We start from the raw sequence: 25,093 nt of genomic DNA, 5'->3' as shown, positions 1-25,093 counted from the left end.
AGCCAGCGTGCTCATACGTGCAGGCTGGTTCCCGCCCGTATTTTCAGCTGTGGTACTTGGCGTCTCCTGATCCACTTTTCCGCCAGGCCCATGGACCGGGTGGCTGCGGCCCAGTAGAGGGTGCCTGCTGCCAGGGAAGCGATGACGGCCATGCCCTTCTGCGCCGGATCCACGAGCGGGTACACCAGCCAATGAGTGACGTAAATGTACAGGGACGCGCTTGCCAGCAGGGCGGTGAGCCGGTGGAGTCCGCGCGGGACGGACAGGGTGGGAAGCCAGAGCAGGATGAGGAAGCCCGCAAGGATCGTTGCGCTACGGTACTGGTCGTCGAAGGATTCAGGGATTGTGAGCAGGGCAATTGCTGTCACGGCTGCCTGCTGCCACAGCGTCCGCGACGCGGCAGCGGCCCAACCCAGACCGAACAGCCATAGGACTGGGCCCTGGCCCGGATAGCGGGTGTCGACAAGGTCGAAGAGCAACGGCAGGTCAACGGCTATCAATGCCAGGGCGAAGGCCCACGGCCATCTGCGCTGGGCACGATCGGCGGCAGGGATCGCCAGCAGGGCGGCGAGACCCAGCAGGATGTGGACCAGGATCTCGATGAACCAGAAGCGGGAATAGTCCGTCCATCCCTCCGGACCCAGCAGGGGATTGAGCAGGAAGACATTTGCCCAAGCATAGGTATCCGTCACTGCGAAGGCGAAGCCGATAACCACAACGCTGGGCGCGACGATCCGTGCAATGCTGCGCAGTTGCCGTCGGAGCCGGGCACTGCGGGTGCCGGTCAGCTGGAAGCGCGCAAAGTTATAGCCGGCGACGGCGATGAGTACGTGGGCGGTGCCTTCCCAGTGGAAGAAGCCTATATGTGTCGAGACGATGAAGATGATGGCAACGGCGCGGAGGACAATCCCTGTTTCCATGGGGGCAAGCATCCGCCGGTACCAGCCCCGCGAAGTGCGCGCGGTCCGACCGCCCGGCTGGCCAGCAGACCCGCCTGTGGTCGCGGCCGCCGGACTCTGCGGGCGGTGCGGGGCAGGCGCAAGTTCGCAGACAGGCATCAGGTGCCAGCCCTGGGGGATGTATCCGAGCGCACGTTCCAGCCGGACCGACGCTGCCACGTAGGACAGTGAGTCACCGCCCAAGGAAACGAATGTGTCCGTATCGGCGATGTCCTCCTGTTCAAGGACCTCCGCGAAGATCGTCCGGGCGTCAGCCGGGTGTGCTACCGGTTCCGGTCCAGTGACAGTGCCGCTGCCGCCGTCACCATTTTGGGTCGCCAAGGCCAGGACGGCGGGGTAATCCGGCTTTCCGTTGGCGAGCCGTGGTACGGAGTCCACGGAATGAAGCTGCAATGCCGAGCGCGGCAGGCCCAGGTCCTGGGCAAGCGTTTTGGCCACCAGGGCAAGGTCGTGGTTGCCTTCCACCGCGGCGACCACTGCATCGTCCGAGCCTGTAGCCGCGGTGGTCAGGCCAAGGTCGGCCAACAGCCGTTCGACCTGGCCAAGGTCTACGCGCAGACCTACGATTTTGACGAAACGGCTGCGCCTGCCAACGATTTCGTAGAGGCCATTGGACCCGCAACTGGCCAGGTCACCGGTCTGAAGCTCTGTGATGACCCGTCCCAAGGCAAGGTCTTCGGGCCGTTCGGCGTACCCCAGCATGACGTTGGGACCTGAGTAGACGAGCTCGCCGGCGTCCAGACCGGGGACGGGCTCCAGCCTGAAGGATCCGCCGGGCACGGCCACTCCAATGGCATGGGGGTACTCTGCTGCCAGGTCAGGGGGCAGGTAGGCCATGCGGGCGGTGGCCTCGGTCTGGCCGTACATGACGAACAGGTCCCAGCCCTGCCGCCGGCCCAGTTCTGCGTAGGAACGGACACGGTCCGGATCCAGCCGCCCACCGGCCTGGGTGATGTAGCGCAGGCTGGGTATGTCCATGTGCTCAAATCCCACCCGGTCGAGGAGATCGAAGGTGTAGGGCACGGCGGCGAAGGAGGTCACTTTTTCGGTGCGGGCCAGTTCCCAGAAACACGGGTCCACCACTGAGAGGTCGGTCAGCGCCAGGGACGCGCCCACCAGGAGGTGGCTGTTCACCACACTCATCCCGTAGCAGTAGGAGAGGGGGAGCGTGGTGGCCGCGGTGTCGCTGGGACGCAGGTGCAGGTACTGGGCGATCGCTGACGCATTGGCTTGCACGGAGTCACCGGACAGGCGAACGAGTTTGGGCGAACCGGTGGATCCGGAGGTGCTCAGCAACAGCGCCAGCTCCGGGTGCAGCTCATGCCGGGTTTCTTCCCGCCGTACGTCCAGTACCGCCTCACCGTCGGATGTGCGGACCACGACATCCGGATCGTACGCGGCAACGAGCGTCTCGGTGGCCGTCCCGCCGCCCGTGGGCAGGATAAGCAATGGATTGCCGGAAGACAGGGCGGCGAGGTAGACCACCAGGGACGGGAGGGAGTTCTCGGCCTCGAGGGCAATCAGCCGCCGGCCGGGGCCGAAGGTACGGGTCGTGTCCTCCACGCGTCGTGCCAGTTCGCTGTAGCTCACTGATTGGTCGTTGGTCCTGATGGCGGGGCGGTCTCCGAAGCCGGCCAGCTTGGCGGCGAACGAGACGCCGGCCAAGTCTGGCTGTACATCCACGCCCTGCACACTAGAAGGGAAAGCTAACCTAACTCAAGTGGACTTTGTCACCGGCCGCGAACGTTACGCGGCAGACTAGACACCGACCCCTGAGGGCGGCGCGGTTAGGCCGAACCCCACCACAGCGAGCACGACGCAGGCGACGACACTCTTCGCCGCGACCGCCACAACGACAGATCCCCGTCATCATCAGGCATTTGTGTCCCGGGTCAAGGCCGTCACGGCTGGCGGCCTGGCATTGTTCATCGCCTGGAGCGGCGGGCTCCGGATCGGCACCTGCGCCCGGCCGGCCTGCGTCAGGGCGTTCATCGACAACTCCAAGGCCGGCAGGCAGCGCTACTGCAGCGCCCGGTGCGGAAACACCGACGCAGTCGCCCGACACCGACAGGCCGCCAACCAGCCCGCCCGGAACACGGCCAGAGCGTGATGGTCGGGAACCGCACAACTTCGTCATCGAGGCCAACCCTGCCCAGGCCCGGGAATGGGTCGAGCTCGGCGCCGCTGCCTTCACCTGCTCAAAGGAGTTCACTTCATGCGCGGGAGCTCCTAAGCGGCTGCGAATTGGCGTTGTGAGCTTCGAGGTCCTCGAGGGACTTGCCCTTAGTGTCGGGGGACAGAAGGGTGGCCAGCGCCGCGACGAGGCAAATGCCGAACGTGGTGAGCCCGATGACCAAAGGAACGTTCGTTGACCCGGGGGGAGCGACCGCCGTGAAGATGCTCGGGAAGAACGACGCGATCATCAGGCCTACATTCTGCGACACCGCGAACCCGGTCACTCGGATCCGCATAGGGAACTGCTCCTGGAAGAACGTGGCGAATGTCGCGTTCCACATCTGGAAGAAGATTCCTTGCACAATTACGATGCACACGAAGACCAGCGGCAGGCTCCTCTGGTCGATTGCCCACAAGTATCCCCCTGCCAGCAGACCGCCACCGATCCCGCCAGCCACCATGAGCCCACGCCGGCCGATCCTGTCGGACAAAGCGCCGAACAGCGGGATCGTCGCTACGGCAGCCACGTTAGCCACGAGGGTTACCCAGAGGAACTCGCTGCTGGAGTATCCGATGCCGTAGCCCTCTTGGGTCGCGTAGGACACGCCAAAGATGAGAGTCGCCATGCCGATCACGTTAGTGAAAGTCATGATGACACAGCGGACAAGGACCCATGGGTGGGTGCGCAGGAGGTCAACGAGCGGGAACCGGGGCTTCGCCTTACTCCTATCGGACTGCGCCAGGTACGCCGGCGGCTCCTGTACCCGACGACGGATAAGGTAGCCGGCCAGGATCACGAGGGCGCTAAGAAGGAACGGGATGCGCCAGCCCCAGGTTTCGAACTGGTCGTCGGGAAGAAAAGCGGCGAGCGGAAGCAGAACAGCCGTGGCCAAGATGGAGCCGACCTGCGTGCCCTGAAGGCTGAAGCTGGCGAAGAAGCCGCGCTTGGCATCTGGGGAGTGTTCGACGATCATCGCGCTAGCACCGCCGAGCTCGCCTGCGACCGCGAAACCCTGGATCAGGCGAAGGATCACCAGCAGGACGGGTGCCAGGATGCCGACCTGTCCGTACGTGGGCAAGAGTCCGACGGCGAAGGTCGCGAAGCCCATTAGCAGCATCGCGAAGACGAGCACCTGCTTGCGGCCGCGCCTGTCGCCATACGCGCCCAGGACAACAGCGCCAACCGGACGAGAGAGGTAACCCACCGCGTAGGTCGCTAGCGAGGCGATGATCGCTACGGTCGGGTTCTCGGACGGGAAGAAGATGGCGGGGAAAATGAGCGTCGCGGCCAACGAGTACAACGCGAAATCGTAGTACTCAAGGGCGCTTCCGATCCAACCGCTCATCGCGGCTTTCTTCGGGTCCCTCCGGCCGGCGTCGGCTTTGAGGTCTGCGCGGATGTCTCCGGGGGCGGTGCTCATTCGATAAGATCCTTCGTCGTCTTTGGCAAGGAACCGGAATTCCATTCTGCGGGTGTGCTTCGTGATCACGATTGTCGAAGGGGCTGGAAAGCCCTTTCCCTTGAATCGATTCATTTAGCATATGAGGTGATGCGCATTACGTCAACGTTCGCACGACTGCACCAAGGCGAAGGCGCCGGTCGCCGCGGTGGGATTCGGCGCCGGGACGTCGCCATGGCACACCATTTTCGGGTTCGGAGAACGGGATCTGAACCTAGGGCTGCGCTTGGCGGATGGCTGCCCGGCCCGGGTAGCGGTTGCCTAGGCGGAATGCGACCGCGAAGATCCACGTCATGAACGTGACCAGAATGATCCGTTGGACGAGGCCTTTCCATTCAAACAGTCCGTTCCCGGGCTGCTGGCTGATTCTGAGCACGGCTACTCCGAGGGTGAGGACGATGCCGCCGGCCAGTGTCCATCCAGCCAGCGGGCGCCAGACCGGGTCACTGCGGAAGCGCCGGTAGAACACGAAGCAACTGATCGGCGCGAATGTGAATACCAAGGCACCGAAGATGCCGTGCACGATGCCATGGACGCTATGTTGGTCGAACATCACGGACGGGTCGGTGGTGAATGGTCCGGAGGCCATCAGGCTGACTCCGATTGCTTTTATCAGCGCGGGGCCGAACCGGGACGCCGCGCCGGTGCTGAAGTAGGCGGAGAGCCCGACTCCGAACACCAGCATCAACGCGCCGGTGAGGACAAAGTTGAGGATCTGCACCCAGCCGTAGGCGCCAAGGGACAGTTCACTGACGAACATGCCCGTCGGGGAGTATCCGGGGGACAGCCACCCGTAAATTGTGAAGACGGACACGAAAAGGACTGCCCCGATCATGCCCGCCGCGGCGGCCATCCTGACACGACGACGTCCACGCGCACGCCGTCCGGGAGCAGAGTTCGAGATCACAAGGTGAAGCCTAGTACTACCAGATGCTTGCCTGAGGCTGGCAGCTCACCCGATGATCGGCCTCTCCTCCGGCAAGTGATAGAGCCTGGGCTTCGCGGACAGGGCCAGGGAGGAGGCCACGGTGATGGTTCCGATGCGGCCGATGAACATCAGGGCCATCAGCACCCATTGGGCACCGGGCGGCAGGTGGTAGGTGATTCCGGTGCTCACTCCCACCGTGGCGAACGCGGAGATGGATTCGAAGAGGACCTTTTCCAGGCTGTAGTCGGTGAGCATGAGGAGCAGCAGTGTTCCGCCGATGACGGCGGCAACGCCAAGCAGGGCGACGGAGAGGGCCTGTCGCTGGGCTGATGAGCTGATGGACCGGTGTGCGATGGTGACTTGATCGCGGCCGCGGACCTCGTTCCAGATTGCGAATCCCAGGATCAGGAAGGTGGTGATTTTGATGCCACCGGCTGTGCCCGCGCTTCCGCCGCCGATGAACATGAGGACGTTGGTGACCATGAGGGTTTCGGGCGTTGCGGCGCCGTAGTCGATGCTGTTGAAGCCTGCGGTGCGAGGAAATACAGTGCCTGCCAGGGCAGCGAGGAATTTCCCGCCTGTACTGAGCCCGCCTAGAGTTTCGGGCCGGTTCCACTCGAAGGCTGCGAAGAGCGTGAAACCCATCACCAGGAGTGCGAGCGTTCCGTAGACGGTGAGGCGGACATGGACGTTCCAGACCTTGAACCGGACGCCGTCGCGCATCAGGGCGATGATCACGGGGAACCCGAGTCCGCCGCCGATCACGGCCGCGCAGATGGGAACGATGATCCAGGGGTCTTGGGCTACACCGATCAGGTTGTCGCTGTAGAGGGAGAACCCGGCGTTGTTGAATGCCGAGACGGCGTGGAAAATGCCGTGCCAGAGGGCAGTTACGGGGCTGCTGTCGTAGGCGATCCAGAACCGGACGGCCAGGAAAGCGGCTGTGGTCACCTCAAAGATGCCCATGATTCGCGCCACCCGGACGAGCACGGTGCGGACGTCACCAAAATTCACGGTTTGGGTTTCGGACTGGGCCACCAACTGGCCGCGGAGGCCCAGATTCTTGCGGACGAGCAGCGCGAGCAGCGTTGCCAGCGTCATGATGCCGAACCCGCCCACCTGGACGAGTCCGAGGATGACCGCCTGGCCGAAAGGCGTCCAGAACGTCGAGGTGTCCACCGTGGTCAAACCCGTGACGCAGACGGCCGAGACGGACGTGAAGAGCGCCGGCATCAGCGCATCCACATCGCCGTCGGTCCTCGCCTGTGGCAGCAGTAACAGGCCTGCACCCAGCAGGATGACCGCCAGGAAGCCGACGGGCAGGGAGCGGACCGGGTGCAGCAGCAACCGCTTGAAGCGCCCGTCCGGCCGTCTCATACCGTTCCTGGGCCGGAATGCGATCCCCTGACGCCACCCGCGCGGGGTTTGGCCTGCAAGACCAATGTTCACAGGAACGCCGTCACCCTACGTGGATGCGTGGACGCCGGACGGGATTCGATTCGTGCTTCCGAAGGATCTCTCTCACAACCGGTGGCGTGTCGCCGCGGCCCAGGAGGAGATAGCGCATCAGGTGGGCAAGCGGGTTGCCTTCGGACCATTCGAAGTACGCGTGCGGGATGACGCCTGCGGTGTCCCGGAGGGCCAAAAGGACCGCCGCGATGGCGTTGGGGGCGGCCGGGCTTTCGACCCGCAGGACACGGTGGCCATCGACTTCGACACCGTGCACGTCCAGGGTCCCGCCGAAGTTGGAGGGGTCGATGATGTCGATTTCGAGGAAGACGACGTCGGCGGTCCCGGGGACGGCGTTCTGGCCGCGTTGCTCATATTCCTTCTCGGAGTACTCCTGGTTGTCGCCTGCCTGGCGGCGGTTGGCGATCAGGTTCAGTGCGCCGTCGTAATCCAGGGAGTCAGCGATAAAACGGCGGGCGTTCTCGTCAAATCTGATCACATCCGCACGCAGTTCCGTGGTCCGTGCAACGCGGGACACCAGCGAGATGGCGATGATGCCGAGGATAAAGAAGGCAGAGATGGTCAGCCCGTCGGGCTTCTCGATGACGTTTGCGGCCAGCGCGTAGAGCAGGATCAGGGACAAGAGTGCGAACCCCACCCCTGCCAACCGTTGGCGGCGCCGGAGGGCGGAGATTGTGACGGCGATGGATCCGGAGACCATCATGGCCAGGATTCCGGTGGCGTACGCGCCGGCCTGGGCGTTGACGTCGGCATTGAAGCCGATGGTGATCAGGATGCTGACAGCCGTGTACACGAGGACTACTGGTCGCACTGCGCGGCCCCATTCCGGGGCCATGCCGTAGGCGGGGAGGTAGCGCGGGACGATGTTGATCAGCCCGGCCATTGCCGACGCGCCCGCAAACCACAGAATCAGGATGCTGCTGATGTCGTAGACCGTGCCGAAGGTGTCGCCCATTTGCTGGTGCGCCAGGTAGGCCAGGGCCCGTCCGCTGGCCTCACCCCCCGCTTCGAACGCCTCGGCCGGGATCAGAACCGTGGTGACGAAGCTGCTGCCCAGGAGGTAGACGCTCATGATGGCAGCGGCCGCCGTGAGCAGCTTGCGGGTGTTCCGCACCCTGGAGGCAAGGCGTTCCTCGGTCGTCTTGCCGTCGGAGGCCACCAGGGGCATCATGCTGACGCCGGTTTCGAATCCGGACAGTCCGAGGACCAGCAGCGGGAAGGCAATCACGGCCGGGCCGAAGATGTCCCCGATGCCGCCGCGTGCTGTGAGGTCCCCGGTCCAGGTGGCCAGGGCTGCGGGATCGCTGATGACCCTGGCCACCCCGGCGAGGATGACCACCGCGTTCAGGAGCAGGAAGACGGCCACCAGCGGAATGGCCACAACGACGGCTTCGCTGAAGCCGAGCAGGAACACGCCGCCCAATACCAGCAGCAGGACCACAGTGATGAGGACGGCCTGTCCGTCGAGGAACTCGGGGAGGTAGGGGTTCTCCAGCATGTGCACGGTGGCATCTGCCGACGAGAGCGTGATGGTGATGATCCAGGATGTCGCCACGAATCCGAGCAGGATCAGGACAAAGAGCTTCCCCCGCCAGAATGGCAGGAGGCTTTCAAGCATCGCCACCGACCCCTGTCCGTGCGGGCTCTCGTGGGCGACCCTGCGGTACATCGGCAGCATTCCCAGGAGCGTCAGGGCAACGATGAGGAGCGTAGCCAGCGGGGACAGGGCTCCTGCGGCGAGGGCTGCGATCGCCGGCAGGTAGGACAGCGTGGAGAAGTAGTCGACTCCGGTCAGGCACATGACCTTCCACCATGCCTGCGGCCGGGCGTGGTCTTCAGGGCTTTCCGGTCCTATCACCGGCTGGACCCGGTGTTTCAGCAACCACCGCACCAGCCCGTTTTCAGTGCTGGTCTGCGGCCCCGGCCGTCTGACTTCTGCGGGAATGGTCTGGTGGCCTGTATCGCTCATGTGCGTCTCCTCTGTTGCCGGGGGCGCAGCTGTTCCAAAACGTCCGACACCTCGGCGATTCAACGTAGTCCCCGGGCAGGGCGCAAATGCGTGTTTCGGCATTTTCTTTACGGTTTCTTAACGCCGGCGGTCGTGCGGGCAGGGCGGTCGGCACGGCCGTTGCGGTTCCCTCTGACCGGTGGGCAGCGCGCTGCCGGGCTGGCAGCCCGGCCGCGGCGCCGTTAAGGTTCCGCAAGGATTCAGGCGCTGCCGGAAGCAACCGGCCCGGCCGGTGTTAACGTCGGCAGTGATCGCGGTGGTGCGCATCGCGTGGAGAGGCACCGATGACAACGCTGAGCAGGCCCCCGGCGGACCCTTCGGCACCGCGCCCCGGGGCGAAGGCCAGGTTCAGGGGCTGGTTGCTGTTCGGGCTGCAGGACAGCAAGGGCATCCATCAGGGCCCGGGTGCGGTGAGCGACTCGCATCTGAAGAAACACTCGTGGTGGCAGGTGATGTGCCTGACGGGCGTGGACTATTTCTCCACCCTGGGCTACCAGCCTGCCATTGCCGCGCTGGCCGCGGGGGTCATCTCCCCGCTGGCCACCCTGGTGCTGGTGGCTGTCACGTTATTCGGCGCCTTGCCCGTCTACCGGCGGGTTGCGGGGGAGAGCCACAGGGGCGAGGGGTCTATCGCCATGCTGGAGCGGCTGATGCCGCGCTGGGGCGGCAAGCTGCTGGTCCTGGTGCTACTCGGTTTCGCCGCCACGGACTTCATGATCACCATGACGCTGTCCGCCGCCGACGCGACAGCCCACGCAATCCAGAACCCGTTTGCTCCCGGCTGGCTCCAGGGACAGAACGTCCCGGTCACGCTCTTCCTCCTTGCCCTGCTGGCGGCGGTCTTCCTGCGCGGGTTCAAGGAAGCCATTGGCGTCGCCGTCGTCCTGGTCACCGCATACCTCGGCCTGAACGTAGTAGTTGTGGCCACAACCATTGTGGAGGCATTCGTCCATCACGTTGCCGTTGCTGACTGGTGGCAGGCGCTGACGACGTCCCACGGGAACCCGTTCATGGTGGTTGGCATCGCGCTGTTGGTCTTCCCCAAGCTCGCGCTGGGCCTGTCCGGCTTTGAAACCGGCGTGGCGGTGATGCCCCAGGTCAGTGGCGGCCCGGACGACACGGAGGACAACCCTGTAGGCCGCATAGCCGGGACGCGACGGCTGCTGACCACCGCGGCCGTGATCATGAGTTCGTTCCTGATCACCACCAGCTTCACCACGGTGATCCTGATCCCGGAGCAGGAATTCCAGCCCGGCGGCCAAGCCAACGGACGCGCGCTGGCGTTCCTCGCGCACGAATATCTTGGTCACGGGTTCGGCACCGCCTACGACATCAGCACCATCGCCATCCTCTGGTTTGCCGGCGCGTCCGCGATGGCCGGCCTGCTGAACCTGGTGCCCCGCTACCTTCCCCGGTACGGCATGGCCCCGGGGTGGGCCAGGGCTGTGCGCCCGCTGGTGCTGGTCTTCACCCTGATCGGGTTCCTGGTCACCTGGCTGTTCGAGGCCGACGTCGACGCCCAGGGCGGCGCGTACGCCACCGGCGTGCTGGTGCTGATGACCTCGGCAGCGGTAGCCGTGACGCTCTCGGCCCGCCGCCGCCAGCAAGGAAAACGCACTTTCGGGTTCGGGATCATCGCCGTGGTCTTTATCTACACGACGGTTGCGAACATCTTTGAACGGCCCGAAGGCATCCGGATCGCCGGCTTCTTCATCGCGGGCATCATCGTGATATCCCTGCTCTCACGCGTCCTGCGGTCCTTTGAACTCCACGCCACCCACGTCCATCTGGACCGTCAGGCGCTAGAGTTCATGTCCACCACCCTGTCCGGCCCCATCGGCATCATTGCCCATGAGCCGCTTCGGCTGACCGCCGAAGCCTACCGGGACAAACTGACGTCCGCGATTGAAGTCAGCCACTTGCCGGTGGACTATCAGGCGCTGTTCCTGGAAGTGATTGTGGACGATTCCTCCGATTTTGAAACGGAGCTGGAGGTGCACGGCGTGACCAGGCACGGCTACCCCATCCTGGAGGTCCATGCGCCGGTGGTCCCCAACACCATCGCCTCAGTGCTCCTGCACATCCGCGACGTAACCGGATTGATGCCGCACATCTACTTCCGCTGGACCGAAGGGAACCCGGTCATGAACCTGCTGAAGTTCCTCTTCCTGGGCGAGGGCGAAATCGCCCCGGTCACCCGTGAGGTTCTGCGGGAAGCAGAACCCGACGTCACCCGCCGTCCGTGGGTCCACGTCGGCTGACTATCCGCGCTGAGGCACCCTGATCGCCCTGGCGCGCGGGCTTCCCTACACTATGGAGTGGGGATGGGCGGTTCAGGTCAAATGGTCGAAGTCTCCTCGCGCCCAAGCAGCGTGCCGTTGGGCGGAATCGTGGAGAACCGCCTTGGCTCCGGACGCGATTACATTATTGAAGTTGCCGTAGATCCTGTCGAACTTGAGCTCGCCGAGCTGCGCGGCGATTCGCAACGCCACCGCGCCGGATAGTGGCAAATGATTCGGGTAGCTGCGCATGAAGGCGATGGAGCGACGGTCTGGATTCGGGAACACGCTGTCGCCGGTGAGCAGAACTCCTCTGCCGGCCGCTCCGGCATCCCAGTGCACCACTGCGCTGCCGGGGAAGTGCCCCCCGGTCTGGTGCAGTGTCAATCCTTCGGCGATGGTTTGACTGCCGGACCAGTATTCGATGATCGGATCATTGCGCCCCAGCCATTGCCGGTCTGCGTCCGCCACAAGTACGGGGACGCTGCCGAGCCGGTGCGACCATTCGACCTGCACACCAAACATGTGCGGATGGCTAGCGGCGATCGCCAGGACCGGGCCTCGCTCGAGCACTGCGTTCACGGCGCCGTCATCGACATATCCGACCGGATCCCACAGCAGCGAACCCTCGGGTGTCACCACAAGCTGAGCGGTCTGGCCGATCCCGACTTTCGGCTCCGTCCTGATCCCGATAAGTCCCGGCTCGTTCTCCTTCAACAAGATCTGCTGGCCCTGCCGTGCCAGCGCGTCCAGTGTGAGCCACTTTTGTCCGTCCTCGGGCACGTACTGCCGCTCATCGGTGCAGATCGGGCAGAGCCCCGGGGTGGGTTCGTCGCGTTCGACGGCGCAGGTTGCGCAGATCAGCATGGTTGGTCCCTTCCAAGCGTCTTGTGGCCCGCTTTCCCGCCTTCTTCACCTTCGGCCGCAGGCTGGCGTGCCCATGCTATGGCATGCCAAAGCCTCCTAGGAAGAGAGTTCCTCTGAGGTATCAAGCCAAGCTCGGGGAGGGCCGATGCTTTGCCGGGGAGGTTTAGGGCAGACTGGTGGCGTGAACGGAATCCGGTGGGTGCTGCACGTCGATCTCGACCAGTTCATCGCGGCGGTCGAAGTGCTCCGGCGGCCGGAGCTTGCGGGCAAGCCGATCATTGTCGGCGGTCGGGGCGACCCCACGGAACGAGCTGTGGTGTCCACCGCATCCTATGAAGCCAGGGCGTTCGGTGTGGGTTCCGGAATGCCCTTACGCATTGCCGCCCGGAAAGTGCCCGACGCAGTGATCCTGCCCGTGGATCAGGAAGCATACCTCGCGGCGTCTGAAACAGTGATGGCTACCCTGCGCGCGCAGCCCGGCGCCACCGTGCAGGTGCTGGGTTGGGATGAAGCCTTTGTCGGCACTGAGACAGAGCATCCGGAAGCCTACGCCCGGCAGGTGCAGGCCGCTGTCCTGGAACGAACGCGGCTGCATTGCAGCGTGGGCATCGGCGACACCTTGGTCCGGGCCAAGGTCGCCACCGGTTTCGGCAAGCCGGCCGGCGTCTTCCGTCTCACTGCCGGGAACTGGCTCGAGGTCATGGGCAGTCGGCCCACCAAGGACCTGTGGGGCGTTGGAAGCAAGGTGTCGGGCCGGCTGGCCAAACTCGGCATCAACACAGTCGCCGAGCTGGCCGCGTCCGACCCCCAGGACCTCGTCCCGGAATTCGGCCCCAGGATGGGTCCCTGGTACGCGGAGCTTGGACGCGGGGACGGCGCCAGTGTTGTGGACGACACCCCGTGGGTTGCCCGAGGGCATAGCCGGGAGACCACCTTCCAGCGGGACCTGACCGAGCCCGGCCAGGTGGTCGACGCCGTGAGGGAGCTGACAGCGCGTGTCCTTGAGGATGTTGTGGCCGAAGGACGGCCCGTCGTCGGGCTGACCCTGAAGGTTCGGTACGCACCGTTCTTCACGAAGACCCACGCGAAGAAGATTCCCGAGACATTCGACCGGAACGAAATCCTGGCGCTGGCCCTGGACCTCGCAGCCGGAATCGAAGCGGACCGTCCGATCCGACTCCTGGGCCTGCGGGCCGAAATGGCGATGCCCGACGATGCCCGAAAGGGACATACGCCGACGCGCGGCGGTTGGTGACGGCGTATTATGGCAGTCCGTAGACCCTGCGGGCGTTGTCCCGCGCGACAAGCTCCACAACGCGGCGGGCATCGGCCTCCGACCACTCGTCATCGATGAGGCTCCGGCTTCGGACTCCGACGTGGTTCACCGCCAAGCCGACGTCGAGTTAGGCGTTGTCGAAGGCCTGGGCGAGATAGCCGGCCTCACGCTCGAACGGGTAGCAGTGCAGGAGCAGGACGGGGACCTTGCTGGCCTCCACCGACCGGAGAAAGTCGAGCAGAAGCAAGGGGTTCGCCTGGTCAAGGTCTAGCTCCCGGTCCCCGAACCCGACGTGGAGCTGGAGTGGAAGCCCGAGTGAGATGGCGCAGTGCAGGCCGAAACGGATGAGGGTAAGGTCATCAAGGCGCGCCGCCCCACCGGAGTCGATCCGCTGCCGCCACAGCTTCGCGGACTCAGCTACCTCGCGGTCGGCCGGCCGGGTGAGGTCGTGCCTGAAGCCGGCCCGGTAAGCAAGAACCGACTTCGCCCCCACGACAATTTGTGATGGTTGGCCAGCAGCCCGGTGAACGCGTCCACGTAGCCGCCCGGATCATGGTCCGATTGGATCAGGGTTTCGGCGAGGGTTTCCAGGCGAACGATCTCGTGGACCGTGGCCCCGGTAATTTTCGCCATTCCGGGTGGATCGACCATGGCACCGGTCTTGAAGCCGGCATCGATTAGCCAGTGACTGACTCCGGCTGCCCGAGTCATCCGTCGGCTGATTCCAGTTCGCCGAGTTCGCTGCGGCGCCGCCAGTAGAGCTCCGCCGTGACGTGCCGGGGCTAGTCGATGATCTAGGCGCACCAGCGGCTGAGGGCGAAACCCAGCTGGGAGTCGTAGGCCGCCGACGGTTCTGCGAGGAGTTCGCTGTTGCCCTCGTTTAACGAATTCTGAAAGCGTGCTTCGTCGCCGTCGACCCCATACGCGCCGTGCACGTGATGGTCGATGAGCCGCACGGCTTCGACAAATCCTGCGAACGACTCCGCCATCAGATCGACCAGGCCAGGCGGAAGAGGGCCGCGAGTTCCTTTGGGCCCCCGCCCCGTGCGTCTCCTGCTCATGGCGCCTGCCGGGCGGCGGCAGGCTCGGCGTCCTCCGGCTGGCTCAGCTGCCAGCCAAACACCGGATGCGGCGACGCCGTGAGGCAGGGCGAGATTCCGTCGGTCAGCAGGCCGGAAGCCTGGAGTTCGCCCTGGCGCGTAATGGTTGGGATTGCTTCCTGGGTGGGGGAGACACTCATCAGGAAGCGGTTCCGTACGATGGGCGAACCGGCTCGGCTGCGGATGGCGGGGACGATGGATCTTGGCGCTGGACAGGACCTGCGCTGGGGGACAGTGACTCGGCGGCGGTGCCGGATGGTGTTTTCAATGGATCTCCGTTTCTGCCCGTAGGCACAAGCTTGCGCCCCGGCTTCATCGTGTCGGTGCCCCGGGCCGGCGACGAGGCAGCTTTCCCGCTGTACCACTTTGGGCTGACGGATACGTGCTAGCCACCACGAGCGCTATGGATCCGTGACCGGTCCAGAAAACGCTTTCTGCGACCCAAGTCTGGCCCATGGGTTAGCGCGAGTCAAGGAATGTAACGATTCAAAGAAGGCCTTGACGCGGATCAACTCCTCGGACCATACGAAGTCGTCACCACCGGCTCAAGCCCCTGGAATGAATGCAGGCGGCTTCGATTCCACTTCCGTGGGCCAGCCAGCATGCCAGCCGCGAAGGTCACTCATACGTTAGGAAGATCTAAAGAAAGGATCTGCCCGGGGGCAGCCCCGAACTCGCGTTTGAGTCTGTTCTTGGCTCCGTGTTCGACCAGGGTCGGGATGTAAGTCCGGATCCTGCTGGCATCCAATGATTCGTATTCCTCCGCGACGACCCGGGCTACGCGGGAGCGGGGGGCGTCAGGATAGCGTGCGGCGAGCCGGTCAGTGACTTTGGCGATGGTATCGTGCTTTTCCGTGTCGTCCATCAGACAAGTTTGATGTCCGGGGCCGCAGGCGTCCATCAGCTTCCTTAGGGTTTCCGCGGCCCAGGCGCGGGCACGAAGAAATCATGCGGCGGAAACTTTCGTGCAACCTTGAACGTGCACTCTGTGAGAGCGGAACGCTTCGGAAAGGATGCGACTCATGACCATGAGTGAAGAAACTGTTGTGGGTACCTGCCATGAACTCGCCGCCGGGGATTTCATCGTCGCGCGGTACAAGGGTGCCGTCGTTCACCGCGGACGCGTGACCGAGCGGGTCCCGGACTACGGCCTGTTCTGGATCCTGGACGAGCTGACGGGCGGGCGGCGTTTGTTGGACATGGCAGACCTTGAGATCGCCCTTGTGGGCAGCGGCATCACCGCACCGAAGGCCCCGGGCGCGGAATCGGCCGCTGCCTGATGAGGGCAGGGTTCTAGGAGCTCCGGTCGATGAACTCGGCGGGGTTCGTGACGGCGTCGACGGTTTTTGGACCAGAGGCTCACTTTGGTGCACCATCGGCGACGTCGGCCTGGTCCGGTCTCCTAGGGGATTTCCTGGTGCCGCGTTGGCGTCCCGATGGTCTGCGTTGATGCTGGCGGAGTGCGAGCAGGGGAAACAGGAGTACCGAGAGCATTCCTGCTCCAACGAGCGCCGACGCGATTCCGCCTGTGATCAGCCCCTCGTCCCGGCCGATGCCTGTCACCGCCACGATAATCGGCAATCCTGTTGCCCCAAACAGCATGACGGCCCGTTTATTGGCGGGGATGGAGTTGGGGGGAGCCGCGAGCAGCGACGGCAGGCCACGGATGATGAGCAGGAGGAGCAGGAACAGGGGCACCAGTGCGAGAGCGGCTGGGCTTGCGGTGAGGGCGCGTAGGTCGAAGTCTATTCCGGTGTCGATAAAGAAGATCGGCACCAGGAATCCGAACGCGATGGCGTCGATTTTCGTCTCGATGACCTTCCGGTCCTGTTCGGGAGCGCGCGCGATGGCAACCTTCCAGAGGACTCCGGCGGCGAATGCACCCAGCAGCATGTCGAGTCCCAGAACCATGCTCAGCACAACGAGCACGCTGAGGATAAACATGATGGACCGGACGGCGAACTGGCCGCTGGTGTGGAGGGTCCTGGTGACCTGGGAGTGGAGCAGTGAGTGCCGTGCGCGGGAGGCGAGATAAATCGCCAGGCCGGTCAGGAGAACAAACCCGAGAAGTACTGCTGTTGCCGGTCCCAACTGCCTGCCACTAAAGAACAGTGAGATCGCAACCAGAGGACCAAACTCACCAGCCGCACCCAGTGCGGTGACCGCGATGCCGATCGGCGATTTCGATTCGCCGGCGTCGCGAAGGATAGGCAGCAGCGCGCCCAAAGCTGTGGAGCACAATGCGACGCCGATGATCACGGCAGCCTCCGGTGTGGGGGCCAGGACGACGCCGGCGCCAATGCCTGCCGCCAAGGAGATTACCCAGCCAGCAGACGCACGGTTGGCGGGCCGGCCGCGGATCAGGGCGAAATCAATCTCGTTGCCGGCAACGAAGAAGAGCATGGCCAGCCCGAATTCGGCCAGCGTATCCGTGAACTCGGTGGATTGTATCCACCCCAACAGGCTGGGGCCGAGCAGGATTCCGAGGACAATCTCGAACACCACGATCGGCACCTTAACCACACGGTCAAGAAAGCGGGCCGCAAGGGGCGCTGCGACAGCCAGCAAGGCGATCAGAACCAATGATGTGGACAACCCTTGCATCAGCGGTACCTCCGGCACCTCGGCTGCTTCCTTGGAAAGGTAATCCAAAGCTACCGCCACCCTAAGCGGTGGCGCCATAACAGCCAACCGCCAAATGCCCCAGCAGGACCACTCAGCATTGGAACTGTATGTAGCCAAGGCTGGATTACCCCATGACCGTACTATTGCCGTCCTCGGCGCCAACGTGGGGTCCGACCCGCGTATATTGGCTTCGGGCTAATAATGAGACTGGGGGACAGATGCGGCTTCGTTCATGGGTGCGCGCAAAACAACGGGCACTGGCAGCGGCAACAACGTTTTCCGCAGTTGGACTGCTTGTTGCAACGGCAGTTATCCACCCAGGGTTCACCACCACGCACGTAGACCTGAACGACGGCGGTGTGTGGGTGACCAATTCTGGCAAGAACCTTGTGGGCCACCTGAACTTCCAGTCGAAAACCCTGGACGGCGGCCTCATGGCAGCCAGTGGCGACTTCGATGTCCTCCAACACAGCAGCAGTGTGCTCGTCTCGGATCGCGGCAATGCCTCGTTGGGCAGGGTCAAGGTCTCCAGCGTCACTCTTGAGCAGCCCCAGCAGCTTCCGGGAACCGCGGTCCCGGCCTTCGGGGAAAAAGCGGTTGCCGTGGCTGATCCGAGCTCGGGCCGTCTCTGGGTGACGCAGAGCAACATGCTGGGTTCCATCGACTACGACACCCAGGAACCCGTGGTTACCGACGCCGAGGGAATCGTCGCGACGGTAGGAACTGACGACGTCGTCCACGCCGCGGATCCCGCACGCGGGGAGGTGACCTCCCTCCGCGTGAACGCGACCGGCGGGGTGGACTCCCGGGACACCGTCCAGTTTGAGGCCATCCGCGACGTCGAAGACCTGCAGATCGCCGCAGTGGGGGACAAGCCGGTCCTATTCGAGCCCGGGAACGGAACACTCCACCTTCCCGGCGGTCGCCAGGCGCAGTTGCCCGACGCCAAGGATGCAAAACTGCAGCAGAGCGGGCCCTCCTCCGACTTCGTTGCCGTCTCCACCAAGACCGGCCTGATCAAGCAGCCTCTGGACGGCTCAGCCGCAACCATTGTGGAACTCGGAGCCTCCGGAACCCCCGCCACTCCCGTCCACGTCAACGATTGCGTCTATGCGGCCTGGTCCGGCGCAGGCAAATACCTCCGCGAATGCACGAACCCCGCTGATAACAGCAACGCCGATATCCCTGGCGCGAGCGCCCGGTCCAACCTCGTTTTCCGGGTGAACCGGGACCTCGTGGTCCTCAACGATGTCACCACGGGCAACATCTGGCTGGTCACCGAGAACATGAGGCTTGTAGCCAACTGGGACGACATCATTCCGCCGCCGGACAAGACCGAGGACCAGGACGAACCGGCTGCTGATGACAACCCGGTGAATACCCTCCCGGACCGCACCAAAGAGAACCGGCCGCCCTCCGCCGTTGACGACCAGTTCGGAGTCCGCCCCGGCCGGACCACCCTCCTGCCGGTCCTGGACAACGACTCCGACCCCGACGGCGACGTCCTCACCGCGCAGGTCCAAGGCAACAACCCCGCCGTCGGTACCGTGCAGGCTGTCTATAACGGAACCGGCCTGCAAGTGAAGGTTCCGGCCGACGCCACCGGCACGTCGCAGTTCCAATACCAAGCCAGTGACGGCCGCGGCGGCACCGGTGGCGCCAAGGTCACCTTGACCGTCAAGGACCCTGCCAGCAACGAGGCGCCGAAGCAAAAACGGGTGCCCACGATCATCCTGGAACAGGGCAAAAGCATCTCCCAGAACGTCCTCACCGACTGGATGGACCCCGACGGCGACGACCTGCTGCTGCTGGGTGCCCGCGCCACGAGCGACGGCGACCAGGTGCGGACCCGGGCCGACGGCCTCCTGACGTTCCAGGACGTGGGGGCAAGCCTGGGCAAGAAGGAAGTAGCAGTCACTGTCTCCGACGGCCGTGACCAGTCCGAGGGCACGGTGGTTGTGGACGTCCGTGCCAAGGGCAACCTTCCGCCGAAGGCAAACGCAGACCACGTTTCGGGCGTCGCAGGGCAGGACATCCTGGTCTCTCCGTTGAAAAATGACACGGATCCGACCGGAGAAGGACTCCGGTTGACCCGCGTGGCAGGACCTCCGGAGCAGGCAGTCACCCCTGATTACCAGGCCGGGACCTTCACCTTCCGTGCGAAAAACCCTGGAACCTACTACGTGACGTACCTGGTAACGAACGGACCGGACAGCTCTGAAGGGCTCGTGAGGATCGACGTCAACGCAGCCGGAGAGGAGGGTGAGCCCGTGGCGGTCGCGGATCTGGCGCTGCTGCCGGTGGGCGGCGAAGTGCTGCTGGACGCGCTCGCCAACGACTCCGACCCGGCCGGCGGCGTCCTTGTCATCCAATCCGTGGGCCTGCCCGGGAACTCGGCGGTCTCGGTTGCCGTCCTGGACCACCACATCCTGCGCATCACCGACGTCCGGGGTCTCAGCGCGCCCACCAGCCTGACCTACACAGTGTCCAACGGCATTGCCTCCGCCACCGGCGAAGTCACCATCCTGCCCATTCCGGCGCCCGCCAAACTGGTCCCGCCCGTCGCAGCCCCGGATGAAATCACCGTCCGGGCGAACGACGTCTCCACCATCGCCGTCCTCGCCAATGACTCCCACCCCAATGGCGCCAAGCTTCAGCTCAAGCCGGTCCTCGTGCAGGGAATCGACCCCGCCCAGGGCCTCCTTGCCGTATCGGGGGACGTGCTGCGCTTTAAGGCAGGCGGAGCAGGAGGAACGGTACACGCCATCTACGCAGTCACCGGCCCGGACGGGCAGGAAGACTCGGCGCAGGTCACCATCCACATTCGGGGAGAGGGCACGAACTCCAGGCCGCTTCCCCAGCATGTCACCGGTCGTGTTGTCGCCGGCAACACGACGAGGATCGCCATTCCCTTGGACGGCATTGATCCCGACGGCGACTCGGTCACCTTGGTGGGACTGGAGCAGGCGCCGCGCAAGGGAACAGCGGTGGTGGGTGCCAGCTACGTGGAATACACGGCGCCGACTAACGCCTCAGGGCAGGACAGCTTCTCCTATGTTGTTGAGGACCGGTACGGGGCACGATCCACAGCGCTGGTGGCGGTGGGCATCGCCCCCGCGCCTGGATCCAACCAGAGTCCGACGGCCGTTGAGGACAGCATCACCGTTCTCCCGGGCCGCCACGTGGCAGTGGACGTGCTGGCCAATGACTCTGATCCCGACGGCGACAACGTCACCCTCGCAGCCAACCGGCTGGAAGCTGCCGCGGAATTGAAGGCCGACGTCATCGACGGACGGGTGCAGCTCACTGCCCCGTCGCCTGCCGGGACCTCCGCGACGGCGATCGTCAGGTACGAGATCAGCGATGGCCGAGGCGGCACCGCCGTCGGCACCCTTAAGGTCCAGGTGCGCAGCGATGCTGCTGCTCTGGCGCCCATCGCCCGGGACGACCGCGTGACGTTCGCCGAGACCCTGGGCAAGACGGTCATCGAAGTTCCCATTCTGAAGAACGACGAAGACCCGGACGGGGTGGCAAGCGAACTGCGGATAACTTTCCCGGAGGGCGCACCGACGGCGGGCATCTCCGGCCCGGGCAAAGTTTCCGTGCGGCTCGCGGACCAACCGCAAATCATCGCGTATACCGTCACCGACATCGACAATCTCAGCTCGACGGCGTTCATCCTTGTTCCCGGCCTCGACGGGCAGGCACCCGCGCTGCGGAGCACTGCCCCGCTGGAAGTTCTCAGCGGCCAGCAGCTGACCCTGAACCTGCAGGACCTGGTGGTTGTCCGGCCCGGCAAGAGTCCCCGCATCACCCAGGACTCGAAGGTGCAAGCTGTCGCTTCCAACGGAGCGCCGCTGGTGAAGGACGCGACCACCATCGTGTTCACCTCTGCCGACGACTACACCGGCCCGGCGGCTGTTTCCCTCGAGGTTACCGACGGCGCCAGCGTCGACGACCCTGACGGGCGCACGTCGGTACTCACGATCGGCATCACGGTCCTGCCCGACCCCACCCGCAACCATCCTCCAACGATCCCCTCGAGCACCCTCGAGGCTGCAGTGGGCGAGGACTCCAGCCTGGAGCTGCGCGACGTTGCCTCTGACATCGACGAAGGAGACAAGGACAAACTCACCTTCGCGCTGCAAGGCACGCCGCCAGCCGGGATCAAGGTCGCACTGGACGGCAGCCTCTTCAAAGCCACCGTCGATGGCGCAGCCAAGGGCAGTACACTCTCGGTCCCGGTCACCGTGTCGGACGGGCGCAGCGCACCTGTTGCGGGTGCCGTGGACGTCCGCGTGGTTGCGTCCAAACGTCCTCTGGCGTCGGCCAACGACGACGTCATCGCCGGCGCCCGGGCCGGACAGTCCCAGCGGGTGCAGGTGCTGGACAACGATATCAACCCGTTCCCGGAGGAACCGCTGAAAATCCTCAGCGCCGCCGTCGAAACCGGAACCGGTACGGCCGCTGTGGACGGCGATGCAGTCATCGTCACGCCCGCAGAGAAGTTCGTGGGCACCATGGTGGTCCGCTACCGGGTCCAGGACAAGACCCAGGACGCCGAACGCGAAATCGACGGCCGCATCCGGCTCACAGTCAAGGACAAACCGGATGCTCCGTCGACGCCGACGGTCGGCGAGGTGCGTGACCGCACTGTTGTCCTCAACTGGTCGCCTCCCGCCAACAACGGTGCAGCGATCACCGCGTACAAGGTCAGCGGCAGCCGAGGGTTCTCCCAGCAGTGTCCCGCCACCACCTGCACCCTCACGGGCCTGACCAACAATGTCGAATACACCTTCACGGTGGTGGCCACGAACGAAGTTGGCGACTCCGCGCCGTCTCCTGCTTCCGCGCCTGCCCGCCCGGATGCCAAGCCGGACACCCCGGCAGCTCCGACGCTCGTTTTTGGCGATCGGTCCCTCACGGTGAACTGGGTTCCGCCGAACAGCCCCGGTTCACCGGTGGAGAGCTACAACCTGGAGATCTCCCCGGCGCCACCCGCCGGAAACATCAGGGCAAGCAACCTCACGGGCACGTCCTACCAATGGTCGGGCCTGCAGAACGGGACGCCCTACCAAGTCAGGATCCAAGCCTCCAACAAGGCGCCGGACCCCTCGGAATGGAGCCCCTATTCAGAGACGGTCATCCCCGCCGGTGTACCCGGCGCCCCGGGCAAGCCGACCGTTACCCGTTCCACTTCGGGCGGCTCGGAATCGATCATGGTGGTGTCATGGGCTCCCGCGGCAGACAACGGAGCCTCCATCGACACGTACACCGTGAATGCCGTTCAGGGAGGATCCACCGTTACAAGCAGAACGGTGTCCGGCAGCCAGTTGAGCGTGCCCGTGACAGTCAGCAACTCCACCAGCGATTACTCCTTCACGGTGGTGGCCAAGAACAAGGCAGGCACTTCGGCGGCCAGCCCGCCCTCGGACCCCCGCCGCGCATTCGGCACTCCCGGCGCCGTTCCCAGTGTCCGTGCCGATCCGCTCGACAACGCGGTGCAGCTTTCCTTTGGGGCGGCCGCGGGCAACGGCGCAACCCCGAGCTACCAGTACCAGGTCAACGGAAGCGCCTTCCAAACCGTGCCCTCGGACAGGGTCATCCGCACGGGCGTGCCCAATAACGGCAATTACACCATTGGCGTGCGGGCCGTGAACAGCATGGATGGCGCAACCTACGAAGGCCCGGTCACCAACTCCAATCAGGTGGCGCCGTATGGCCAGCCGCACGCCGCGAGCATCAACCCCGTTACGGTCACCACGACGGTGAGGTTCGATGTCGGTGCCGTGGTCAACAACGGGCGCCAGGTCGTGGCGCTGGAATACCAGTCGTCCGACGGGAAGTCGGGCGCGTTGGGGGCAGGAGGAGGATCTGTCACCACAGGGAACGGGTACGACCAGTCCATCTCCATCACAGTCACTGTCGTAGACGACCTCGGACAGCGCACGGCTGTGTCGGCGACCGGAAGGACAGCGCCCGCGAAGTACCTCACGGTGGATAACGGTTCGGCCAGCCCCGGCACCTGCGAATGGCCCACAAACGGCACTTCAGCGTCAGACACGCCGGCGAACTGCGCCGCCGGAGGCGGAACGTTCGTGGCCCAGGGCTCCCGCGTGCAGGTCCAGTGCGTAACCACCGGTGCCGCGTACACCATCTACGACGGAGCCACCGGCCGGCCCACGGGGGCCACTAGCAATGTTTGGTACAAGGTGATCAACAACCTCTGGATCCGTCCGACCGACGGGCCCGTGGATTCGGGGGTCCCGGCCTGCTGATGCAGTTTCCGGATCTGCCGAATATGTCACACAGGCCGGCCGCGAGGGTGTTGGTCGGCATCTCAGTGGCCGGTGTGCATCCGATCGCGTGCGCAATTCACAACGGCGGACAAGTCGAGCCCGTAGGTCGGCCCTTCCCCGGAACCGTACTCCTCGAGGCGGGCCGCACCGCGTTCGAAAAGCCGGAGCGCGCCAACGCTGTTACCCCGGGCGGCGTGTGTCAGCCCGACGCAGATTTGGGCGAGTCCTTGCCAGAGGTTGCGTTCTTCGGCCGGCCCGGCTTTCCAGCGGGCCTCGAGTACCTCATGGGCGGCGAAGGGCCGGCCGGCTTCCACCAGACTCCGGGCTGAGACCAAAGTCTGCGCCGGCGGCAGCGGCTCTTCCGAGACCGGTTCGACGCCAGCGCTTCCGTACGGCAGCGGCCGGCCCAGCGCGTCACGCGGCCGGGCCTGTCGCGGACGCCTTGAAGCGTCCCGATCCCTGTCACCGGTGGTCATTGCAGTTTCCGCCCTGAGCGTCCCTGGACTTTACGAACCTTCATACGCCCAATGCTACGACCCGGCCCTTCGAACATCCGTCACTCCTCGGCCATGTCAGCGGAGGTCTCCGACCCCGCCGGATCAAAGACACCTGCTGCTCCGAAGTCAAAGGAGACGTTTAGGCGTGGGAAGCCATGAAGGCATTGACGGCGGCTTGGGCTTCTTCGCCTGCCGGTCCGAGCCAGAACAGGTGGCTAGGCACCGACAGTTCGACGAGCACGGCACCGGGGATGGTGTCCGCGTAGTCCTCAGCGTGGGCGAAAGCGACACCGGCATCCTGGCGTGAGCCGGTCACCAAAGTCGGGCAGGCGGTCCGTGTTTGGACCAGCCGGCGGTATGAGGCACGATCGGGTCGGGCCTGCTGCAGATCATTGACGAACCCGCGACCGGAGCGCATCCTGCTGAACAGGTCCCGTGCCCGACGTTTGTCCTCCATGGACCAGGTATGCCACCAATTGTTCACTGGTGTCTTTGATAGTGCGCCAACCATCCGACGCAGCCCGGCATCGGACCTGACGAAACATGCCACCATCGCCCAGGTAAGGCCCTGCAGGGCCGGAGAGAAAGCCAATGGGCCGAAGAGTGATTCGAGGCGGGTGTCTGGGTACGCGAGCGTCGAAGGGGCGCAGCTGTGCAGGACCAGTCGCGGCACCAATTCCGGCAGGGACAATGCGGCGTGAAGGGCCTGCATGCCACCGAAGGAGACGCCAACGGCCGCTGCGGTCTGGTCGATGCCCAGTTCCTGGCAACACTCAGCCACCGCGGGAACAAACTCCGCGGCATTCAGGGTTCCCACGTCCGTGTTCCCATAGCCGGGCCGCGAGAACGCCAGCACCCCGTACCCTTCTGACGTGTAAAGGCTCCAACCGCAATCGCTGGCGGCAGAGCAATGTCCACCGGGAAAGAACAGTACGGCCGGCTTGTCCCCGGGCCGGTACATGACTTCCACAGGACCTAGCCGTGTGTGGATCACTCGAGTCTTGCTCACTGTCCAACCCCCCGGTGAGGGTCTCGAGCCCCACCATGGGAGCGGCGGTCAACGAATTCTCTACACCAGCGTCTAGCTTCCGGGATCCGTTGGTTCAGCGACATGGGTTGTCTCTTCCTCCCGGGCTGCGAGGGCGCGCAC

General features: G+C 64.7%; 19 protein-coding genes. 6 read left to right on the top strand and 13 right to left on the bottom strand.

Features of this window, described 5'->3' with window-relative positions; all coding sequences use genetic code 11:
* Window positions 1–11: 11 nt before the first annotated feature.
* Window positions 12–2,642: an AMP-binding protein gene (locus J7I79_RS23850; protein ID WP_214957727.1), complete on the bottom strand. Its 2,631-nt coding sequence runs from the start codon at window positions 2,640–2,642 to the stop codon at window positions 12–14.
* Between the two features lie 199 nt (window positions 2,643–2,841).
* On the opposite strand from J7I79_RS23850, the gene J7I79_RS23845 reads away from it, so the two are divergent.
* Window positions 2,842–3,069, top strand: a complete 228-nt coding sequence (locus J7I79_RS23845) for a CGNR zinc finger domain-containing protein (protein ID WP_214957725.1) — start codon at window positions 2,842–2,844, stop codon at window positions 3,067–3,069.
* Window positions 3,070–3,172: 103 nt separating this feature from the next.
* Here the strand turns inward: J7I79_RS23845 and J7I79_RS23840 are convergent, their stop codons facing one another.
* The 4 genes from J7I79_RS23840 to J7I79_RS23825 form a co-directional block, all read right to left on the bottom strand.
* Entirely contained in the window at window positions 3,173–4,555 is a 1,383-nt protein-coding gene (locus J7I79_RS23840; RefSeq protein WP_251043226.1) for an MFS transporter, read from the bottom strand.
* A gap of 253 nt (window positions 4,556–4,808) precedes the next feature.
* Window positions 4,809–5,501: a DUF998 domain-containing protein gene (locus tag J7I79_RS23835; protein ID WP_214957723.1), complete on the bottom strand. Its 693-nt coding sequence runs from the start codon at window positions 5,499–5,501 to the stop codon at window positions 4,809–4,811.
* 45 nt (window positions 5,502–5,546) lie between these two features.
* Window positions 5,547–6,899, bottom strand: coding sequence for a TrkH family potassium uptake protein (locus J7I79_RS23830; RefSeq protein ID WP_214957715.1), 1,353 nt, complete (start codon window positions 6,897–6,899; stop codon window positions 5,547–5,549).
* Window positions 6,900–6,981: 82 nt separating this feature from the next.
* Window positions 6,982–8,961 carry an amino acid transporter gene (locus tag J7I79_RS23825; RefSeq protein WP_214957713.1) on the bottom strand — a complete coding sequence of 660 codons (1,980 nt, stop codon included), beginning with the start codon at window positions 8,959–8,961 and terminating at the stop codon, window positions 6,982–6,984.
* Window positions 8,962–9,284: 323 nt separating this feature from the next.
* Here J7I79_RS23825 and J7I79_RS23820 point away from each other — a divergent pair, with 323 nt between their 5' ends.
* Window positions 9,285–11,261: an amino acid transporter gene (locus tag J7I79_RS23820; RefSeq protein ID WP_214957711.1), complete on the top strand. Its 1,977-nt coding sequence runs from the start codon at window positions 9,285–9,287 to the stop codon at window positions 11,259–11,261.
* Window positions 11,262–11,333: 72 nt separating this feature from the next.
* Here the strand turns inward: J7I79_RS23820 and J7I79_RS23815 are convergent, their stop codons facing one another.
* Window positions 11,334–12,146, bottom strand: a complete 813-nt coding sequence (locus J7I79_RS23815) for an MBL fold metallo-hydrolase (RefSeq protein WP_214957709.1) — start codon at window positions 12,144–12,146, stop codon at window positions 11,334–11,336.
* A 199-nt stretch (window positions 12,147–12,345) separates the two neighbouring features.
* Here J7I79_RS23815 and J7I79_RS23810 point away from each other — a divergent pair, with 199 nt between their 5' ends.
* Window positions 12,346–13,401 carry a DNA polymerase IV gene (locus tag J7I79_RS23810; RefSeq protein ID WP_214957764.1) on the top strand — a complete coding sequence of 352 codons (1,056 nt, stop codon included), beginning with the start codon at window positions 12,346–12,348 and terminating at the stop codon, window positions 13,399–13,401.
* Between the two features lie 148 nt (window positions 13,402–13,549).
* Here J7I79_RS23810 and J7I79_RS23805 read toward each other — a convergent pair whose 3' ends face one another.
* Complete coding sequence (locus J7I79_RS23805; protein WP_214957707.1) at window positions 13,550–13,915, bottom strand: hypothetical protein; 366 nt, start codon at window positions 13,913–13,915, stop codon at window positions 13,550–13,552.
* Window positions 13,916–13,926: 11 nt separating this feature from the next.
* Here J7I79_RS23805 and J7I79_RS23800 point away from each other — a divergent pair, with 11 nt between their 5' ends.
* Window positions 13,927–14,103 (top strand): hypothetical protein, encoded by a 177-nt coding sequence (locus J7I79_RS23800; protein ID WP_214957705.1) that lies wholly within the window; start codon window positions 13,927–13,929, stop codon window positions 14,101–14,103.
* Window positions 14,104–14,216: 113 nt separating this feature from the next.
* Here J7I79_RS23800 and J7I79_RS23795 read toward each other — a convergent pair whose 3' ends face one another.
* The 3 genes from J7I79_RS23795 to J7I79_RS23785 all read right to left on the bottom strand — a co-directional run bounded on the left by J7I79_RS23795 (window position 14,217) and on the right by J7I79_RS23785 (window position 15,387).
* Complete coding sequence (locus J7I79_RS23795) at window positions 14,217–14,411, bottom strand: hypothetical protein (protein ID WP_214957704.1); 195 nt, start codon at window positions 14,409–14,411, stop codon at window positions 14,217–14,219.
* A 68-nt stretch (window positions 14,412–14,479) separates the two neighbouring features.
* A complete protein-coding gene (locus tag J7I79_RS23790) occupies window positions 14,480–14,662 on the bottom strand; it encodes a hypothetical protein (RefSeq protein ID WP_214957701.1) in 183 nt (60 codons plus the stop codon).
* A 482-nt stretch (window positions 14,663–15,144) separates the two neighbouring features.
* Window positions 15,145–15,387, bottom strand: coding sequence for a three-helix bundle dimerization domain-containing protein (locus tag J7I79_RS23785; protein WP_214957699.1), 243 nt, complete (start codon window positions 15,385–15,387; stop codon window positions 15,145–15,147).
* Between the two features lie 157 nt (window positions 15,388–15,544).
* Between J7I79_RS23785 and J7I79_RS23780 the strand changes: the two genes are divergently transcribed.
* Window positions 15,545–15,802, top strand: coding sequence for a hypothetical protein (locus tag J7I79_RS23780; RefSeq protein WP_214957698.1), 258 nt, complete (start codon window positions 15,545–15,547; stop codon window positions 15,800–15,802).
* 79 nt (window positions 15,803–15,881) lie between these two features.
* On the opposite strand, the gene J7I79_RS23775 is transcribed toward J7I79_RS23780, so the two are convergent.
* Window positions 15,882–17,174: a cation:proton antiporter gene (locus tag J7I79_RS23775; protein ID WP_251043224.1), complete on the bottom strand. Its 1,293-nt coding sequence runs from the start codon at window positions 17,172–17,174 to the stop codon at window positions 15,882–15,884.
* A gap of 209 nt (window positions 17,175–17,383) precedes the next feature.
* On the opposite strand from J7I79_RS23775, the gene J7I79_RS23770 reads away from it, so the two are divergent.
* Entirely contained in the window at window positions 17,384–23,425 is a 6,042-nt protein-coding gene (locus J7I79_RS23770) for an Ig-like domain-containing protein (protein WP_214957696.1), read from the top strand.
* Between the two features lie 62 nt (window positions 23,426–23,487).
* Here J7I79_RS23770 and J7I79_RS23765 read toward each other — a convergent pair whose 3' ends face one another.
* Both J7I79_RS23765 and J7I79_RS23760 read right to left on the bottom strand, forming a co-directional pair.
* Complete coding sequence (locus J7I79_RS23765; RefSeq protein ID WP_214957694.1) at window positions 23,488–23,922, bottom strand: DUF309 domain-containing protein; 435 nt, start codon at window positions 23,920–23,922, stop codon at window positions 23,488–23,490.
* A gap of 160 nt (window positions 23,923–24,082) precedes the next feature.
* Window positions 24,083–24,904, bottom strand: coding sequence for an alpha/beta fold hydrolase (locus tag J7I79_RS23760; RefSeq protein ID WP_251043233.1), 822 nt, complete (start codon window positions 24,902–24,904; stop codon window positions 24,083–24,085).
* Window positions 24,905–25,093: the final 189 nt, after the last annotated feature.

It is taken from the genome of Arthrobacter sp. ISL-69 (assembly GCF_018613775.1).
Lineage (GTDB): Bacteria > Actinomycetota > Actinomycetes > Actinomycetales > Micrococcaceae > Arthrobacter.
The sequence above is the reverse complement of the archived record's forward strand: the minus strand, read 5'-3'. Positions and strand labels throughout refer to the sequence as shown.

Bases quoted from the DNA above. Each gene is read 5' to 3' on its own strand.
- J7I79_RS23840 (WP_251043226.1), bottom strand. From the start codon at position 4,555: ATGAGCACCGCCCCCGGAGACATCCGCGCAGACCTCAAAGCCGACGCC.
- J7I79_RS23760 (WP_251043233.1), bottom strand. From the start codon at position 24,904: ATGTACCGGCCCGGGGACAAGCCGGCCGTACTGTTCTTTCCCGGTGGA.
- J7I79_RS23795 (WP_214957704.1), bottom strand. From the start codon at position 14,411: ATGGCGGAGTCGTTCGCAGGATTTGTCGAAGCCGTGCGGCTCATCGAC.
- J7I79_RS23785 (WP_214957699.1), bottom strand. From the start codon at position 15,387: ATGGACGACACGGAAAAGCACGATACCATCGCCAAAGTCACTGACCGG.
- J7I79_RS23820 (WP_214957711.1), top strand. From the start codon at position 9,285: ATGACAACGCTGAGCAGGCCCCCGGCGGACCCTTCGGCACCGCGCCCC.
- J7I79_RS23815 (WP_214957709.1), bottom strand. From the start codon at position 12,146: ATGCTGATCTGCGCAACCTGCGCCGTCGAACGCGACGAACCCACCCCG.
- J7I79_RS23830 (WP_214957715.1), bottom strand. From the start codon at position 6,899: ATGAGACGGCCGGACGGGCGCTTCAAGCGGTTGCTGCTGCACCCGGTC.
- J7I79_RS23765 (WP_214957694.1), bottom strand. From the start codon at position 23,922: ATGACCACCGGTGACAGGGATCGGGACGCTTCAAGGCGTCCGCGACAG.
- J7I79_RS23800 (WP_214957705.1), top strand. From the start codon at position 13,927: ATGGTTGGCCAGCAGCCCGGTGAACGCGTCCACGTAGCCGCCCGGATC.
- J7I79_RS23780 (WP_214957698.1), top strand. From the start codon at position 15,545: ATGACCATGAGTGAAGAAACTGTTGTGGGTACCTGCCATGAACTCGCC.
- J7I79_RS23790 (WP_214957701.1), bottom strand. From the start codon at position 14,662: ATGAGTGTCTCCCCCACCCAGGAAGCAATCCCAACCATTACGCGCCAG.
- J7I79_RS23825 (WP_214957713.1), bottom strand. From the start codon at position 8,961: ATGAGCGATACAGGCCACCAGACCATTCCCGCAGAAGTCAGACGGCCG.